Here is a 15,963-nt window from a genome sequence, read left to right on the forward strand (position 1 = left end):
CGCGTCCCAGCAGAGCCGGAGGGTGCAGGGCTGGACGGGAAGGTGGCTGCCGGACTGCTGCTCAGGCTGCTCAGGCGGCCGGCCGGGCTGGGCTTGGGGCATGGTCCAACCGTAGTGGCTCCGCCGCGGCGGGCGCGAAGTGGCCGGCCAACGGGACCACCACCAGCACCATCACCATCGGCGCGGTCAACGCCCAGCGGAACGAGCTGGCCCCGGCGATCGCGCCGACCAGCGGGGAACCGACCAGGAAACCCACGTAGTTGAAGAGGTTGAGCCGGGCCACCGCGGCGTCCGAGTCGTGCGGGAAGAGCCGCCCGCCGGCCGCGAAGACCTGCGGGATGATCGCGCAGATGCCGAGCCCGAGCACGGTGAACCCGGCCACCCCGGCCCAGGGCGCGGGGGCCAGCGCGGCGATCCCGAAGCCCAGCGCGGCCACCGCGGCGCCGGTGCGGACCACCGGCGCGGCGCCGAAGCGCTGCACCCCGCGGTCACCGAAGGCCCGGCCGAGCAGCATCGCCACCATGTAGCCCGCGTAGCCGAGCGCGCCCACCCGGTCGCCGCTGTGCAGCGTCTCGGTCAGGTACTTGGCGCTCCAGTTGGAGACCGAGGAGTCGGCGATGTAGGCGAAGGCCATCGCGGCGCAGAGCGGCAGCAGCGGCCGCCACGGGATCGACCGGGCGGCGGCCTCGGCGGCCTGCCGGACCGCGTCGCCGAGCTCCGCCGGGCCGGCGAACCAGCGGCCGGCCACCAGTGCGGCCGGGATCAGCACGGCCACCGTCCCGCCGAAGAGCGTCAGCAGGCTGAGGTGCCCGCCGGCCCCGGCGCTGGCCAGCAGGGCACCGATGATCCCGCCGAGGCTGAACGCGGCGTGGAAGCCGATCATGATCGAGCGGCCGTAGCGGTGCTGCAGGCCGACCCCGAGCATGTTCATCGACGCGTCCAGCGCACCGACCAGCAGCCCGAAGGCGGCCAGCGCCAGACCGAGCACCCAGAGCCGGTGGCCGAGGCCGACCCCGACCAGGGTGAGGCAGACCGCGGGCTGGACGACCCGCAGCACGGCGCGCGGGCTGGTCCGCTTCACCAGCTGCTCGGAGCTGATCGACCCGACCCCGGCCAGGATCGGCACGGCTGCCAGGAAGACCGTCAGGGTGCCGTCGCCGAGCCCGTACTGCCGCTGGATGCCGGGGATCCGGGTGACCAGCAGGGCGAAGGTGGTGCCCTGGAGCAGGAAGCTGACCAGCAGCGCGGCCCGGGCCTGGCGCAGCCGGTGGCCGGGTGCGGGGTGGTGCGGTCTCTCGCTGGCCATCCGGACCTCGCTCACCACCGGGCGGCATACCGGCCGGTACGACGATATTGGCGCGAGCGTAGGGGGCGACGGGCGATTTGGGGAGGGGTCGAACACGACGTTCGGCGGAGGCACCGTGCGGTGGCCCCCGAGGCGCCTGCCGGGCGGCGGAGCCGCGGCGGGGGCGGGGCCCGGAGGACGCGGGCCGCGTACCGACGCCGACGGGCGGACCCAGCAGCCCCGGCTGGCACGACGGTTCAGGCAAACCGGAGTCAACCCGCCTGCCGGTAGCGGCAGTTGTGCCCGCGGAAGGGGCCGGGTCCGCTCCCCCGCGGTCTTCCCGGCACCGGGGACCCGCCGCCCCGCGGGTCAGGCCAGCAGGTCGAGCACCTCGTCCAGCGAGTCGAGCAGGCCGGTGGCGCCGGCCGTGGTGAGGCGGTCGGCCGGGGTGAGCGCGGCGTAGCCGTAGACCGGCATGGCCGCGGCGCGGGCGGCGAGGACGCCGTTCGGGCTGTCCTCGATCACCAGGCAGCGGGCCGGGCTGGCACCCAGGGTCCGGGCGGCGTGCAGGAAGAGGTCGGGGGCGGGCTTGCCGGCCCCGACGTCCTGGGCGCTGAAGATCCGCTCCTCGGGGAAGTCGGCGCGCAGGCCGGTCAGGTCGAGCGCGGTGCGGATCCAGGCGTGGTGGGCGGAGGAGGCCAGGCAGTACGGCACGCCGCGCCGGCGCAGCTCCTCGAGCAGCTCGACGGCGCCGGCCACCGGGGTGAGTCGGGTGGTGAAGGCGGCGAAGACCCGGGCGTGGAACAGCTCGTCGAAGCCGTCGGGGAGCCGGGCACCGTGCCGTTCGGCGATCACGTCGTGGATCCGGTGCGCGGCGGAGCCCAGGTAGTCGCGGTAGGAGTCCTCGACCGTGGTGGGGTAGCCGAGTTCGGTCAGGTACTCGGCGAGCACCCGGTTGGCTATCGGCTCGCTGTCCACCAGCACGCCGTCGTTGTCGAGGATGACCAGGTCGTAGCGGGGCACCGGCGGATCACTTCCCGCCCGAGGCGAGCTCCTGGGAGCGGTCGCGGGCCGCCTCCAGGGCACCGAGCAGGGCGGCCCGGACGCCGTGGTTCTCCAGCTCGCGGATGGCCGCGATGGTGGTGCCGGCCGGCGAGGTGACCGCCTCGCGCAGCTTGACCGGGTGCTCGCCGGAGTCGCGCAGCATGACGGAGGCGCCGATCGCCGACTGCACGATCAGGTCGTGCGCCACCTGGCGGGGCAGGCCGAGCAGGATGCCCGCGTCGGTCATCGCCTCGACCAGGTAGTAGAAGTAGGCCGGGCCCGAGCCGGAGAGCGCGGTGGCGGCGTCCTGCTGGGACTCCGGCAGCCGCAGCGCCTTGCCGACCGACTGGAAGATCTCCTCGGCGCGCCGCAGGTGCTCCTCGGTGGCGTGGGTGCCGCCGGAGATGACGCTCATCCCCTCGTCCACCAGGACGGGCGTGTTGGGCATCACCCGGACCACCGGGGTACCGGCCGGCAGCCGGGCCTCCAGCCAGCGGGTCGGGATGCCCGCGGCGGCGGAGATGACCAGCCGGTCGCCGGCCAGGTGCGGGCCGAGCTCCTCCATCAGGGTGCCCATGTCCTGCGGCTTCACCGCCAGGATCAGGGTGTCGGCGAGCTTGGCCGCCTCCTGGTTGCTGGCCACCCCGACGCCGTAGCGTTCGGCCAGCTCGGCGGCGCGCTCCGGGCGGCGGGCGGTGACCAGGACGTCGGCCGGGTCCTTGCCGGCCCGCAGCAGGCCCGAGAGCAGGGCCTCGCCGATCTTGCCGGTGCCGAGGAAGGCGATCCGCTGGGGGTGGACGGCGCTGCTGCTCATGGCTGCTCCTTGATCACCGCGACGGTACTCCGCCCAATCCTCGCACCTGCCCGCCGGGCGCCCGGCGGGCGTCCACGGGACGGACGGCGGGGTGGCGGAGGACGGCGGGCCGGCTCCCAGTAGGGGAAGACTCGGGGGTTTCCCCTATGGCCCCGGGGCGGCGCGAGGAGCAACGTGGGGGTATGGGACACGCAGAGATGTCACGTGGTGAGAACCGTCAGCTGGCCATCGCGTCGGCGACGACCGGGCCGTGGAAGTCCGCCGCGGCCGTGGGCGCCGTGGTGGGCGGCGCCGCCCTCGGAGTGGACGTGGTGACCGGCCACTGGTCCACCGGAATCCTGGCCGGCCCGGTGAGCCTGGCCCTGTTCTTCTTCTTCCTGGTCGGCACGGTGGGCGGCAAGCTGCGCCGGGACACCGGCGACCGCCGGCTGCGCCGCTGGGCCGAGGCGCACCCCTGGAAGGCCGCGGTCCCGGCCAGCGGCGCGCTGCTGGTGCTGAACACCGTGGCGCTGACCCTGCTCGGCGGCTGGGGCCTGTTCGGCGCGCTCTTCACCTCGCTGCTGCCGGCCGGCCTGCTGCTGGTGATCGCCGGCGTGGTCGGCTCGGTGAAGGCCGCCCGGGGCAGCGCCTGACCCGGGCCGGGGCACAGGTCGGATCGGGCCGCCCGGACCGGGTCCGACCTGCGACGTTCGCCGCGAGCGAGCTCCCCGGGCGTCCGCCGGCCGGGCATCGCGGGAGGTATCGGCACAGAGTGCGCGCCGAGCCGCCGCCAGCTGCCCGCCCGGTCCTGGAAAGCGCCTCTGACCTCTGCATACTGACCGCGTGCCGATAGCCGAAGACCCCGATCTCCCGCCCTCCACCGAGCCCGGGCGGGACCCGTTCACCGACCTCGTCCTGGACGAGGAGTTCGTGCGCTCAGCCAGCGTCAGGGAGGGGTCCGGACGGTCCCGGATGCTCGCCGCCAAGTGGCGCCGCGAGCCCCCGGAGCCGCAGCAGCCCTGGCGCCCGCCGACGGAGGCCCGGCGCCGCCGCTTCGGCCGCCGGCCGAAGGCGGTCGACCCCTGGGGGAACAGCCGGCCCACCCGGCGGAACTGGCAGGCCCCGCTGTACGTGGTGCTGACCGGCGCCGTGGTGCTGGCCGGGCTGAACGTCGACCGGCTGCACGACTGGTACACCGGCCGCTTCGGCGGCGGCCCGGACGGCAGCGGCGTCGCCGCCCCGGTCGTCACCCAGGCGCCGGAGACCGCCGCGCCGACCGCCGCGCCGCCGAGCCAGGCTCCCCAGGACCCCACCGTGGACCACCCCTGGGCGGGCTCCCCCGCCGACGCGTGGCCGGCCGGCCCGGACGCCGTCGTGCTGCCGGCGGCCCAGGCGACCGGGGTGTTCAGCGGCCAGCAGGTCGCCGCCCAGCTCCAGTTGGTCAAGAACTACCTGGTGGAGAGCAACCTGGACCCGAAGGTGGTGGCCGGCGGGGACCCCGCGCCGGTGCTCGCCCTGCTGAACGGCCAGGAGCACGACCAGCTGTCCCAGGCCCTCGCGCACCCGGACAAGGACCACGACCCGACCAACTGGATCAGCCGCTTCAACCCCGCCACCGCCGTCCCGGTCGGGCCGGACGTCAAGCTCCAGGGCCGGATCACCTTCGAGGGCGACGGGGACCACGGGGTGCTGGTCCACAGCGACTACACCTTCGTCTACGCGCTGACCCCCGGCCCCCAGCAGTACACCCCGCCCGCCCCGCCCGGCGGTGGCGCCTCCGCGCGGTCGGCGTCGCTGACGCTGGCCGGCTCGACGCCGGTCACCCGCGAGATCGTCCGTCGGGTCCAGGACTTCCGCTTCTACGATCCCGGGAGCTACGACGTCGACCGCGGCAAGCTGTACGTCGAGAACGCGCAGAGCTCGATGGGCGGCAACTACTGCGAGACGGGCGACGGCTGGCTGGAACCGGAGTTCCCGCAGTACGACTTCGACCTCAACGGCGACGACACCGCGAGCCCGGACGCCGGGCCGACCGTCGACCCGTACGACCGCAGCAAGCCGCTGCCCGACGACGGCAGGTGCGACACCGAGAGCCGGACCTGACTCAGCGCTTGCGCCGCTTGTCCGGCCGACCCGACCGGCCGGACCGGCGCCGCGCCCGCTGGGCGGCGAGCCGCTCGTAACGGGCCCGGGCGAGCGCCTCGCCGGGCGCCTCGACCAGGCTGCGCAGGAAGTACGCGAAGGCCGCGCCGACGCAGCCGATCAGCCAGACCGCGCCGAGCGACTTGTCCTCGGCCATCCAGCCGGTCAGCGCGTCGCGGCCGTCGGTGAGCAGTTTCCAGGTGCGCAGCCCGGCCAGGCAGGTGCAGATCGCGATGGCCGCCAGCAGCAGCCCGTTGACGAAGCCGCCGGCCTTGGAGATCTCCACCCCGGACACCGCGAAGCGCAGCACCAGGGCGCCCACCGCCACCGTGACCAGCGCCCCGACCGGCACCAGCACGCGCCGCAGCCAGTAGTCGCCGCCGCGCTCGACCCAGCTGGTGCCGAAGAAGCGGATGGGCTCGGGGGTGGGGGTGGTGCGGTCGTCGCTCACCCCCCGAGTATCCCCGAGCCCACCGGCGGACCGCGGATCAGCCCAGCTTGCTGACGTCCCGCACCGCGCCGCGGTCGGCCGAGGTGGCCATCGCCGCGTAGGCCCGGAGCGCCTGGCTCACCTGCCGGTCGCGGTTCTTCGGCCGGTAGCCGCCGCCCTCCTCCAGTCGCAGCCGCCGCTCGTGCAGCTCCTCGAAGGAGACCTCCAGGGTGACCTTGCGCCCGGGGATGTCGATCGAGATCACGTCACCGTCCTCGACCAGCGCGATCGTGCCGCCGGAGGCCGCCTCGGGCGAGGCGTGGCCGATCGACAGGCCCGAGGTGCCGCCGGAGAACCGGCCGTCGGTGATCAGCGCGCAGGCCTTGCCCAGGCCGCGGCCCTTGAGGAACGAGGTCGGGTAGAGCATCTCCTGCATGCCCGGGCCGCCCTTGGGGCCCTCGTAGCGGATCACCACCACGTCGCCCTCCTTGACCCGCTTGGACAGGATGGCGTCCACCGCGTCCTCCTGGGACTCCAGCACCACCGCCGGGCCGCTGAAGGTCCAGATCGACTCGTCGACGCCGGCCGTCTTGACGATGCAGCCGTCCTCGGCGAGGTTGCCGTAGAGGACCGCCAGGCCGCCCTCGGTCGAGTAGGCGTGTTCGACGCTGCGGATGCAGCCCTGGGCGTCGTCGGTGTCCAGGCCGTCCCAGCGCTCGGACTGCGAGAAGGCGCTGGCCGAGCGGACGCAGCCGGGCGCCGCGTGGAACAGCTCGACGGCGGTGGGCGAGGGCGAGCCGCCGCGGATGTCCCAGGTCTTCAGCCACTCGGCGAGCGAGCCGCTGTGCACGGTGTGCACCTCCTCGTTGAGCAGCCCGGCGCGGTACAGCTCGCCCAGGATGGCGGGGATGCCGCCGGCCCGGTGGACGTCCTCCATGTAGTACGAGCCGTTCGGCGCGACCTTGCTCAGGCACGGGACGCGGCGCGAGATGGCGTCGATCGCCCGCATGTCGAAGTCCAGCTCGGCCTCCTGGGCGGCGGCGAGCAGGTGCAGGATCGTGTTGGTCGAGCCGCCCATCGCGATGTCCAGCGCCATCGCGTTCTCGAACGCGGCGCGCGAGGCGATGCTGCGCGGCAGCACCGAGGCGTCGTCCTGGTGGTAGTAGCGCTTGGTGATCTCGACGACGGTCCGGCCGGCGTCCTCGTAGAGGGCCCGACGGGCGGTGTGGGTGGCCAGCGTGGAGCCGTTGCCGGGCAGCGAGAGGCCGATCGCCTCGGTGAGGCAGTTCATCGAGTTCGCGGTGAACATGCCGGAACACGAGCCGCAGGTCGGGCAGGCGTTCTCCTCGATGATCGCGATGTCCTCGTCGGAGACGTTCTCGTTGACCGCGTCCGAGATCGCGTTCACCAGGTCGAGCTTGCGCACCGTGCCGTCGACCAGCACCGCCTGGCCGGCCTCCATCGGGCCGCCGGAGACGAAGACGGTCGGGATGTTGAGCCGCAGCGCGGCCATCAGCATGCCGGGGGTGATCTTGTCGCAGTTGGAGATGCAGATCAGCGCGTCCGCGCAGTGCGCGCTGACCATGTACTCGACCGAGTCGGCGATCAGGTCGCGGGAGGGCAGCGAGTAGAGCATCCCGTGGTGGCCCATCGCGATGCCGTCGTCCACCGCGATGGTGTTGAACTCCCGGGCGATGCCGCCGGCCCGCTGGATCGCCTCGGAGACGATCCGGCCCACCGGCTGCAGGTGGGTGTGGCCGGGGACGAACTCGGTGAAGGAGTTGGCCACCGCGATGATCGGCTTGCCGAAGTCCTCCCGGGCTACACCGGCCGCCCGGAGAAGGGCGCGGGCGCCCGCCATGTTGCGACCGTGGGTGACCGTACGGGACTTCAGCTCGGGCACTGGACTCCACTCCTTCGGTTGCGGAACGCTCTCACCGCTGTTCTGCCGAGGGTACGCGCCACCGGCGGCCCGGCGGACGGTCCGTCCGCATGCCGGTCAGCCGCGCTTGACGGCCACCGTGAGGTCCACCGTGTAGGGCTCGGTGACCAGTCCGCCCGGGAACTCGGCCAGCAGCGCGGCCCGCTCGGCGGCCAGCACCGGCTCGCGCTGCTCGGGCGTCAGCACCGCGAAGTACGACTTCGAGCGCAGGTCGGTGATCAGGTCGTCCACGCCGACCCGGCGCTCCCAGGGCAGTTGGGCGGTGCGCACCTCGAACGGGTGATGGGCCAGCGCGTCGGTGACCGAGTTGAGCGCGCCGTAGTAGTGGTACGAGGGCAGCGCCGCGGCGAGCCGCTCCTCCTGCTCGCGCAGCCAGCCGCCCGTGCGGTCCTTGACGTTCCAGATCAGCAGCAGCGCCCCGCCCGGGCGCAGCACCCGCAGCGCCTCGGGCAGCGAGCGGTCCGGGTCGGTCCAGTGGAAGGCCTGCGCGTAGGCGATCAGGTCGGCGGTGCCGTCGTGGCAGGGCAGCGCGTTGCCGTCGCCCTTGACCAGCGGGATCTCCGGACTGACCCGGTGCAGTTGGGCGGCCATCCCGGCGCTCGGCTCGACCGCGACGACCCGGGCGCCGCGCTGCTGGAACAGCCGGGTGGCGATGCCGGTGCCGGCGCCGACGTCCAGCAGGTCCGCACCCTCCAGCGGCCGGCCGGTCAGCCGCTCGATCTCGTCGAACAGCTCGGGCGGGTAGGACGGCCGGGCCCGGTCGTACTCGGCGGCCACCGCACCGAAGGAGTCGGCGTGGGCCTGGTGGCTGAAGGAGCCGTCCTGCCGCTGAACGTCCGTCATCTGCCGTGCCTCCCGGAAAGGTTCGTCCGCCACTCAGCCTACGCGCGAGGGGGTGGCCAGGTGCAGCCGGGTGAAGGCCAGCGCCTCGGCCAGATCGGCCTCCCGCTCGGCGGGCGAGCCGGAGCGGCGGGTGTTGACCTCCAGCACCACGTGCCCGGCGAAGCCCGTCCGGGCGAGCCGTTCCAGCAGTTCGGCGCAGGGCTGCTTGCCGCGGCCGGGGATCAGGTGCTCGTCCTTGCCCGAGCCGGAGCCGTCCGCCAGGTGGACGTGGGCCAGCCGCTCGCCCATCCGGTCGGCCAGCGCGAAGGCGTCGATCCGCGAGGTGGCGACGTGCGAGAGGTCGATGGTGAAGTGCCGGTACTCCTCCTCGGTGACGTCCCAGCCGGGGGCGTAGGCGAGCATCTCGCGGTCCCGGTAGCGCCACGGGTACATGTTCTCGACCGCGAAGCGGACCTCGGTCTCGTCGGCCATCCGCTCGATGCCGCGGACGAACTCCCGGGCGTACTGGCGCTGCCAGCGGAACGGCGGGTGGACCACCACGGTGTCCGCGCCGAGCCGGTCGGCGGCGGCCCGGGCCCGCTGCAGCTTGGTCCACGGGTCGGTGGTCCAGACCCGCTGGGTGATCAGCAGGCACGGCGCGTGCACCGCGAGGATGGGCAGCCGGTACTGGTCGGAGAGCGCCCGCAGCGCGTCGATGTCCTGGCTGACCGGGTCGTTCCAGACCATCACCTCGACGCCGTCGTAGCCGAGCTTGGCGGCCAGCTCGAAGGCGACCGAGGTGCTCTCGGGGTAGACCGAGGCGGTGGACAGGGCGATCTTGGTGTCCGGGATGTGCAGCGCGGGGTGGGCCGGGAGCACCAGCCGGTCGGTGGTGCGCAGCAGCGGGGCGGGCCGCTGCGCGGCGGCCTTCCGGGTGGCCCGCCCCCGGGCCGGGACCCGCCGGCGGGCTGGTCCGGGGTCGCCGTCGGAACCCCCGCCGCCGGCCCCACGGCCGCGGCGGCGGGCCGCGCGGGCGTTCGCTTCCTCGTCCGGTCCGTCTGCTTCCACCACGGGAGCAAGCGTATGCGGACCGCGCGCCGGACGGGTCCGCTCAGCGTGTGCCCTGGCCGTCCAGGGTGTCGAGGCGGCGCAGGATGATGCCCTCGCGCAGCGCCCACGGGCAGACGTCCAGCTCGTCCAGGCCGAACAGGTCCATCGCGGCGTCCGCCACCAGCGCCCCGGCCAGCAGCTGCTTGGCGCGGCCCTCGGAGACCCCGGGGATCCGGGACCGCTCGGCCACCGACATGGTGGACAGCCGGGGCACCCAGGCGGCCAGGCCGCTGCGGGTGAGCTTGCGCGGCACCAGCGGGCCGGCCTCGGCCGGGGCGGCGCCGGTCATCCGGGCCAGCTGCTTGAAGGTCTTGGAGGTGGCCACCGCGTGGTTCGGCGGCCCGAGCCGGGCGATCTCGCCGACCACGCCGGCGATCTCGGCCCGGATGTGCCGGCGCAGCTCGCGCACCGCCTCCGGGTCGGCGACGTCACCGGGCAGCCAGCCCGCGGTCAGCCGGCCGGCGCCGAGCGGCAACGAGACCGCGGCGTCCGGCTGCTCGTCCAGCCCGCAGCCGATCTCCAGCGAGCCGCCGCCGATGTCCAGGTTGAGCAGCCGGCCGGAGGACCAGCCGAACCAGCGGCGCACCGCCAGGAAGGTCAGCCGGGCCTCGTCCTGCCCGGAGAGCACCTGCAGCTCGACGCCGGTCTCGTCCTGCACCCGCTTGAGCACCGCCTCGCCGTTGGCGGCCTCGCGCACCGCGGAGGTGGCGAACGGCAGCAGGTCGACCACGCCCTTGTCCTCGGCGACCCGCAGCGAGGAGGAGACCATGTCGACCAGCCGGGCCACCCCCGCGTCGCTGATCGCCCCGTCCGCGTCGAGCAGCTCCGCGAGCCGCAGCTCCGCCTTGTGCGAGTACGCGGGCAGCGGCGCGGCACCGGGGTGGGCGTCCACCACGAGGAAGTGGACGGTGTTGGAACCTACGTCGAGCACACCGAGTCGCATAATCCACCACGCTACGGCACCGGACCGGGCGATTTCCCGGCCGCCCGGCACGGCCGCCCCCGCGGACGCTCTGGAGGCTTTCCCGCCCGACTGGTTGACTGCTCGTCATGGAGAACAGGCTGTTACGGCTGTTGGCCCGGCAGGCCGGACCGGCCGAGCTGGCCGAGGCGGCCGCCGACGATCCGGAGGCCCTGCGGCTGGCGCTGCGGGTGCACGCGCTGACGGTCCGCCGCCACCGGCGCGAGGCGGGCCTGGCGGGGCTGGTGGACACCGCGCGTGACCTGGCCATCCGGCACGACCTGGACCAGGTGTTGCCCGCGGTCACCCAGCGGGCCCGCCGGCTGCTCACCCTGGACATGGCCTGGCTGACCATCCTGGAGGAGCCGGACGGCCCGGCGACGGTCCGCGCGGCCAGCGGCTCGGTGACCGCGCTGACCGTCGGGATGCCGGTGCCGGGGGACGGCTCCGGGGCGGGCGCCGTCGCGCGGCGCACCGGGGCGCCGTTCTGGACCTCGGACTACCTGACCGACGAGCGGATCACCCACTCCTCCTCGCTCGACCCGGTGGTGGACTCCGAGGGGCTGCACGCGCTGCTGGCGGTGCCGCTGCGGCACGGGTCGACCGTCTTCGGGGTGCTCTACGGCGGCGAGCGGTCGGTGCGGCACTTCAGCCCGGAGGAGCTGGGCCTGATGTGCTCGCTGGCCGATCTCGCGGGGGTGGCGCTGGGCACCGCCGAACTGCTCTCCCGACAGGCGGCCGAGCTGGACGCGCTGCGCGCCCGGGGGCCGGCGGCCGAGCTGCTGAAGGTCCTGCTGGCGGGCGACGTCGACCCGGCCGACTTCCTGCGCCGGACGCTGGGCCCGCTGCTCGACCACGACGCCCGCCGCGGCACCGAACTCGTCCCGACCCTGGCCGCCTACTTCGCCGCCGGCGGCAGCCCGACCCGGGCGGCCGAGGCGCTGTTCGTCCACCCGAACACGGTGGCCCGGCGGCTGGACCGGGTGGCGACCCTGCTGGACGACCCCGCCTGGCACCGCCCGGCCCGCGCGCTCGACCTGCAACTCGCCCTGCGCCTGCACCACGGCTAGGGGCCGGTGCTCCGGCGGCCTTACCCTTGCCGGGTGGCAGCCATCGACATCCCCACTCCGAAGATCAAGAAGCCCGGGCGCGAGGTCCCGCTCGACTTCCCCCGCGCCTGGGTGGAGTTCGCCGACCCCGCCGACGAGGAGCAGGTCTTCCGCTGCGACCTGACCTGGCTCACCTCCCGCTGGACCTGCATCTTCGGCCGCGGCTGCCAGGGCATCCGGCCCGGCCGGGGCGACTCCGACGGCTGCTGCACGCTCGGCGCGCACTACTCGGACGAGGACGACGAGCAGCGCGTGGCCGGCCACGCCGCCCGGCTCACCCCCGAGAGCTGGCAGTTCTTCGCCGAGGGCACCGACAAGCGCGGCAGGATCCGGCTCGACGGCGGCATCACCATGCTCGACGAGGACGGCGACCGGCAGACCCGCCGGATCGACGGCGCCTGCATCTTCCTCAACCGCCCCGGTTTCGCCGGCGGTGAGGGCTGCGCGCTGCACACCCTGGCGCTGGCCGAGGGCAAGGAGCCGCTGGAGACCAAGCCGGACGTCTGCTGGCAGCTGCCGATCCGGCGCACCTACGACTGGATCGACCGCCCGGACGACACCCGCTACCTCCAGGTCAGCATCGGCGAGTACGACCGCCGCGGCTGGGGCCCGGGCGGCCACGACCTGCACTGGTGGTGCACCAGCAGCCCGGACGCGCACGTCGGGGCGGACCCGGTGTACCTCAGCTACCGCGCCGAGCTCACCGAGCTGATGGGCCCGCAGGGCTACGCCGTGCTGGTCGAGCTGTGCGAGCAGCGGATCGCCGCCAAGGGCGACCGCAGGCTCGCCCCCCACCCCGCCGACCCGAAGAAGCCCAAGAAGAAGCAGTAGCCGGGAGCTACTTGTCGATGTCGCCGACCACGAAGAACATCGAGCCCAGGATCGCGACCATGTCGGCGACCAGGGTCCCGGGCAGCAGCTCGATCAGCGCCTGGATGTTGTTGAAGGACGCCGAGCGGAGCTTGAGGCGCCACGGCGTCTTGTCGCCGCGCGAGACCAGGTAGTAGCCGTTGACCCCGAGCGGGTTCTCGGTCCACGCGTAGGTCTCGCCCTCGGGAGCCTTCAGCACCTTCGGCAGCCGCAGGTTGACCGGCCCCGGCGGCAGGGTGGCCAGCTTGTCCAGGCAGGCGTCGGCCAGGTCGAGCGCGTTGGCGGTCTGCTCCAGCAGGCACTCGAAGCGGGCCAGGCAGTCGCCCTCCTCGCGGGTGGCCACGGTCAGCACCTCGCGCAGCTCGGGCGAGCCGTAGGCCAGGTAGGGCTCGTCCCGGCGCAGGTCGAAGTCGACGCCGCTGGCCCGGGCGATCGGGCCGCTCACCCCGTACGCCTTGACGTGCGCGGCGGAGAGCACGCCGACCCCGGCCGTCCGGGCCCGGAAGATCTCGTTGCCGAGCACCAGGTCCTCGAGGATCGGCAGCTGGCCGCGGACCATCGCCACGGCCGCCCGGACCCGGTCCAGCCAGCCGGCCGGCAGGTCCTCCTTGAGGCCGCCGACCCGGTTGAACATGTAGTGCATCCGGCCGCCGCTGGCCTCCTCCAGCACGTGCTGGAGCTCCTCGCGGCCGTGGAAGGCGTGGAAGATCGGGGTGATCCCGCCCAGTTCGAGCGGGTAGGAGCCGGCGAACATCAGGTGGTTGAGCACCCGGTTCAGCTCGGCCAGCAGGGTGCGGATCCAGACCGCCCGCTCGGGGACCTCCATGCCGAGCATCCGCTCGACCGCGAGCACCACGCCCAGTTCGTTGGAGAAGGCGGAGAGCCAGTCGTGCCGGTTGGCCAGCATGATGATCTGCCGGTAGTCCCGGGCCTCGAAGAGCTTCTCGGCGCCGCGGTGCATGTAGCCGATCACCGGCTCGGCGGAGAGGATCCGCTCGCCCTCCAGCACCAGCTTGAGCCGGAGCACGCCGTGGGTGGCCGGGTGCTGCGGGCCGATGTTCAGCACCATGTCGGTGGCCGTCTGCTCCGCGCCGGCGCCGATGCCGACCGTGGTCTCCCTGATGCTCATGGGTTCAGAGTCTGCCATCCCGGCAGGTCTGCCAAGCTCCGCGGTACCGGCATGCGGACGGCCTGGAGCAGCCAGCCGAAGCCGCCCAGACCACCGGTCGCGGTCAGCTCGGCCGCCTCGCCGGCCGCGGCCAGCGCGCGCAGGTAGCCGGCCGGGTCGGTGCCGGCCCGGGCGAGCGGCGGGCGGTCGCCGCGCACGCCGAGGGCACGCAGTGCGGCGCGCTGGGTCGTCCACAGGCTGTGGACGGACCCGCGCGCGCCCGCCGCGCCGGCCGCCTCGACCGCGTCCAGCGCCACGTGGCAGGTCAGGTCGCAGCTGCCGTCCGGCACCGGGCGCACCTCGCGGCCGGTCCGGAAGCCGGTCAGCGTGCCGAAGGCCGGCCGGTCCGACGCCTGGTGCGCGTAGTCCACCGCCACCGCGAGCCCGCGGTCGAGCGCACCGACCGCCGCCGCCCAGGCGGCGTCCCGCGGGCCGCCCAGCTCCACCCGGTCCCCGGCGGCGACCCGCGGCCACCAGCGCTCGACCCAGGCCGCGTCCGCCGCCTCCAGAGCACCGCCGGGCCGCTCCGCGCCGTCCGGCCCGACCTCCAGGTAGCGCAGCTCGCCGCCCTCCCCCACCTCGGCGATGTCCAGCGGCACGTTGTCCAGCCACTCGTTGGCGAAGACCAGCCCGACCGCCCCGGCCGGCACCCGCTCGGTCCAGCGCACCGCCTCCGGCAGCCCGGCCGGCCGCCCGGCCAGCTCCACCCCGTAGCAGCGCAGCCGTCCCGGCAGCAGGCCGGCCAGCGCGCCGACCAGCTCGCCGCGCCCGGCCCCGACGTCGATCAGCGCCAGCTCCTCGGGACGGCCGAGCGCCTCGTCCACCTCCAGCAGCAGCCGGCCGACCGCTTCGGCGTACTGCCGGGAGGCGTGCACCGAGGTCCGGAAGTGCCCGGCGGGCCCCTCCGGCCGGCGGTAGAAGCCGTGCTCCGGCCCGTACAGGGCCCGCTCCATGGCGGGCCGCCAGCGCATCCAGGTCATGCCCGGGACGTTACCGGGCTCCGACCTGCGAACGAGCCGGGATCGCCCTCTCGGCGGACGGGAGGGGGCTTTTCGACTGCCTAGGCTGGGGACGTGCATCGACTCAACGCCTGGCTTCGCGGACACCCCATGGTGGTCGATGGCGGCTGGGCGCTCCTCGTGCTCTTCTTCACCGCCGTCTCCAGCGTCTCCACCAGCGGCTGGCACACCGCCGCCTACTTCACCATCTCGGTGCTGGTCTGCGGCCTGATGGTGGTCCGGCGCCGGCTGCCGAACGCCGCCGTGGTGGCCGCCGCGGCGCTCGCGCTGGCCCAGGTCGGCCTGCACATCGACCCGGGCGCCTCCTCCCTCGCCTACCTGGTCTTCTGCTACACCGGCGCGGCCTTCGGCTCCCGCTGGACCTCCCGGGCCGCGCTGGTCTGCGGTCTGCTGGCCGGGCCGCTCTCGGTGCACGGCTTCCAGATGGCCAAGGAGCCCGACACGGTCCACGGGCTGCTGCAGACCGTCTTCACCGCGGCGCTGCTCTCCACCCCGTTCATCCTCTGCTGGGCCTGGGGCCGGCTCACCCGGGTCCGCCGCGCCTACCTCGAGGAGCTGGAGGACCGCGCCGAGCGGCTGGAGCGCGAGCGGGACGCCCAGGCCAAGGTGGCGGTGGCGGCCGAGCGGGCCCGGATCGCCCGCGAGCTGCACGACGTGGTGGCGCACAACGTCTCGGTGATGATCGTGCAGGCCGACGGCGCCGCCTACGTGATGGACAACTCGCCGCAGCAGGCCAAGGAGGCGCTCGGCACCATCGCCTCCACCGGCCGGCAGGCGCTGGTCGAGATGCGCCGACTGCTCGGCGTGCTGCGCACCGCGGACGCCGCCGAGGAGTACGTGCCGCAGCCCGGCGTCGAGGAGCTGCCGGAGCTGCTGGAGCAGGTCCGCACGGCCGGGCTGCCGGTCGAGTACCGGGCCACCGGCGAGGTGCGCGAGCTGCCGCGCGGGGTCGAGCTGACGGTCTACCGGATCGTCCAGGAGGCGCTCACCAACGTCCGCAAGCACGGCGGGCCCGGCGCCAGCGCCCGGGTCGCGGTCGACTTCGGCGACCGCGACCTCAACGTGCTGATCGAGGACGACGGCCGTGGCACCACCGACGAGCAGGTCAACCGGGGCGGTGCCGACGGGCAGGGCCATGGTCTGATCGGCATGCGCGAACGGATCGGCATGGTGAGCGGCAGCCTGGACGCCGGGCCGCGGCCCGGCGGTGGCTTCCGGATCCGCGCCGTCCTCCCCCTCAAGACCGCCAAGTAACCCTCAGGAGTTGC

General features: G+C 74.2%; 15 protein-coding genes. 5 read left to right on the forward strand and 10 right to left on the reverse strand.

The genetic code is table 11. From position 1 onward, the window contains the following. Positions 1-70: 70 nt before the first annotated feature. From ACIGXM_RS01770 to proC, 3 genes are all read right to left on the reverse strand, one after another. Positions 71-1,306, reverse strand: a complete 1,236-nt coding sequence (locus tag ACIGXM_RS01770; protein ID WP_396555735.1) for an MFS transporter — start codon at positions 1,304-1,306, stop codon at positions 71-73. 348 nt (positions 1,307-1,654) lie between these two features. Then, a complete protein-coding gene (locus tag ACIGXM_RS01775) occupies positions 1,655-2,308 on the reverse strand; it encodes an HAD family hydrolase (protein WP_396555737.1) in 654 nt (217 codons plus the stop codon). A gap of 7 nt (positions 2,309-2,315) precedes the next feature. Beyond that, positions 2,316-3,143 carry a pyrroline-5-carboxylate reductase gene (proC, locus tag ACIGXM_RS01780; RefSeq protein WP_396555739.1) on the reverse strand — a complete coding sequence of 276 codons (828 nt, stop codon included), beginning with the start codon at positions 3,141-3,143 and terminating at the stop codon, positions 2,316-2,318. Between the two features lie 182 nt (positions 3,144-3,325). On the opposite strand from proC, the gene ACIGXM_RS01785 reads away from it, so the two are divergent. Continuing rightward, positions 3,326-3,775, forward strand: a complete 450-nt coding sequence (locus ACIGXM_RS01785; RefSeq protein ID WP_396555741.1) for a hypothetical protein — start codon at positions 3,326-3,328, stop codon at positions 3,773-3,775. A 190-nt stretch (positions 3,776-3,965) separates the two neighbouring features. Next, complete coding sequence (locus tag ACIGXM_RS01790; protein ID WP_396555743.1) at positions 3,966-5,225, forward strand: hypothetical protein; 1,260 nt, start codon at positions 3,966-3,968, stop codon at positions 5,223-5,225. A gap of 1 nt (position 5,226) precedes the next feature. On the opposite strand, the gene ACIGXM_RS01795 is transcribed toward ACIGXM_RS01790, so the two are convergent. From ACIGXM_RS01795 to ACIGXM_RS01815, 5 genes are all read right to left on the reverse strand, one after another. After that, the gene (locus ACIGXM_RS01795; RefSeq protein ID WP_396555745.1) at positions 5,227-5,715 is read right to left on the reverse strand and encodes a hypothetical protein; all 489 of its coding nucleotides are present in this window, start codon (positions 5,713-5,715) and stop codon (positions 5,227-5,229) included. Between the two features lie 37 nt (positions 5,716-5,752). Further along, the gene (ilvD, locus tag ACIGXM_RS01800) at positions 5,753-7,597 is read right to left on the reverse strand and encodes a dihydroxy-acid dehydratase (RefSeq protein ID WP_396555747.1); all 1,845 of its coding nucleotides are present in this window, start codon (positions 7,595-7,597) and stop codon (positions 5,753-5,755) included. 96 nt (positions 7,598-7,693) lie between these two features. Continuing rightward, the gene (locus ACIGXM_RS01805; protein WP_396555749.1) at positions 7,694-8,479 is read right to left on the reverse strand and encodes a class I SAM-dependent methyltransferase; all 786 of its coding nucleotides are present in this window, start codon (positions 8,477-8,479) and stop codon (positions 7,694-7,696) included. Between the two features lie 33 nt (positions 8,480-8,512). Beyond that, positions 8,513-9,340, reverse strand: coding sequence for a sugar phosphate isomerase/epimerase family protein (locus tag ACIGXM_RS01810; RefSeq protein WP_396557330.1), 828 nt, complete (start codon positions 9,338-9,340; stop codon positions 8,513-8,515). Positions 9,341-9,569: 229 nt separating this feature from the next. Next, the gene (locus ACIGXM_RS01815; protein ID WP_396555750.1) at positions 9,570-10,511 is read right to left on the reverse strand and encodes a Ppx/GppA family phosphatase; all 942 of its coding nucleotides are present in this window, start codon (positions 10,509-10,511) and stop codon (positions 9,570-9,572) included. 107 nt (positions 10,512-10,618) lie between these two features. Between ACIGXM_RS01815 and ACIGXM_RS01820 the strand changes: the two genes are divergently transcribed. Further along, positions 10,619-11,599 (forward strand): helix-turn-helix domain-containing protein, encoded by a 981-nt coding sequence (locus tag ACIGXM_RS01820; protein ID WP_396555752.1) that lies wholly within the window; start codon positions 10,619-10,621, stop codon positions 11,597-11,599. A 33-nt stretch (positions 11,600-11,632) separates the two neighbouring features. Continuing rightward, the gene (locus ACIGXM_RS01825; RefSeq protein ID WP_396555754.1) at positions 11,633-12,469 is read left to right on the forward strand and encodes a hypothetical protein; all 837 of its coding nucleotides are present in this window, start codon (positions 11,633-11,635) and stop codon (positions 12,467-12,469) included. A 7-nt stretch (positions 12,470-12,476) separates the two neighbouring features. Here the strand turns inward: ACIGXM_RS01825 and ACIGXM_RS01830 are convergent, their stop codons facing one another. Next, positions 12,477-13,631 carry an NADH-quinone oxidoreductase subunit D gene (locus ACIGXM_RS01830; protein ID WP_396557332.1) on the reverse strand — a complete coding sequence of 385 codons (1,155 nt, stop codon included), beginning with the start codon at positions 13,629-13,631 and terminating at the stop codon, positions 12,477-12,479. Between the two features lie 2 nt (positions 13,632-13,633). Next, positions 13,634-14,656 carry an SAM-dependent methyltransferase gene (locus tag ACIGXM_RS01835; protein WP_396555756.1) on the reverse strand — a complete coding sequence of 341 codons (1,023 nt, stop codon included), beginning with the start codon at positions 14,654-14,656 and terminating at the stop codon, positions 13,634-13,636. A gap of 93 nt (positions 14,657-14,749) precedes the next feature. On the opposite strand from ACIGXM_RS01835, the gene ACIGXM_RS01840 reads away from it, so the two are divergent. Then, on the forward strand, positions 14,750-15,949 hold the full coding sequence (locus tag ACIGXM_RS01840; RefSeq protein WP_396555758.1) for a sensor histidine kinase: 1,200 nt from the start codon (positions 14,750-14,752) through the stop codon (positions 15,947-15,949). Positions 15,950-15,963: the final 14 nt, after the last annotated feature.

Origin of the sequence: Kitasatospora sp. NPDC052896 (assembly GCF_044547075.1) — a bacterium.
GTDB lineage: Bacteria > Actinomycetota > Actinomycetes > Streptomycetales > Streptomycetaceae > Kitasatospora.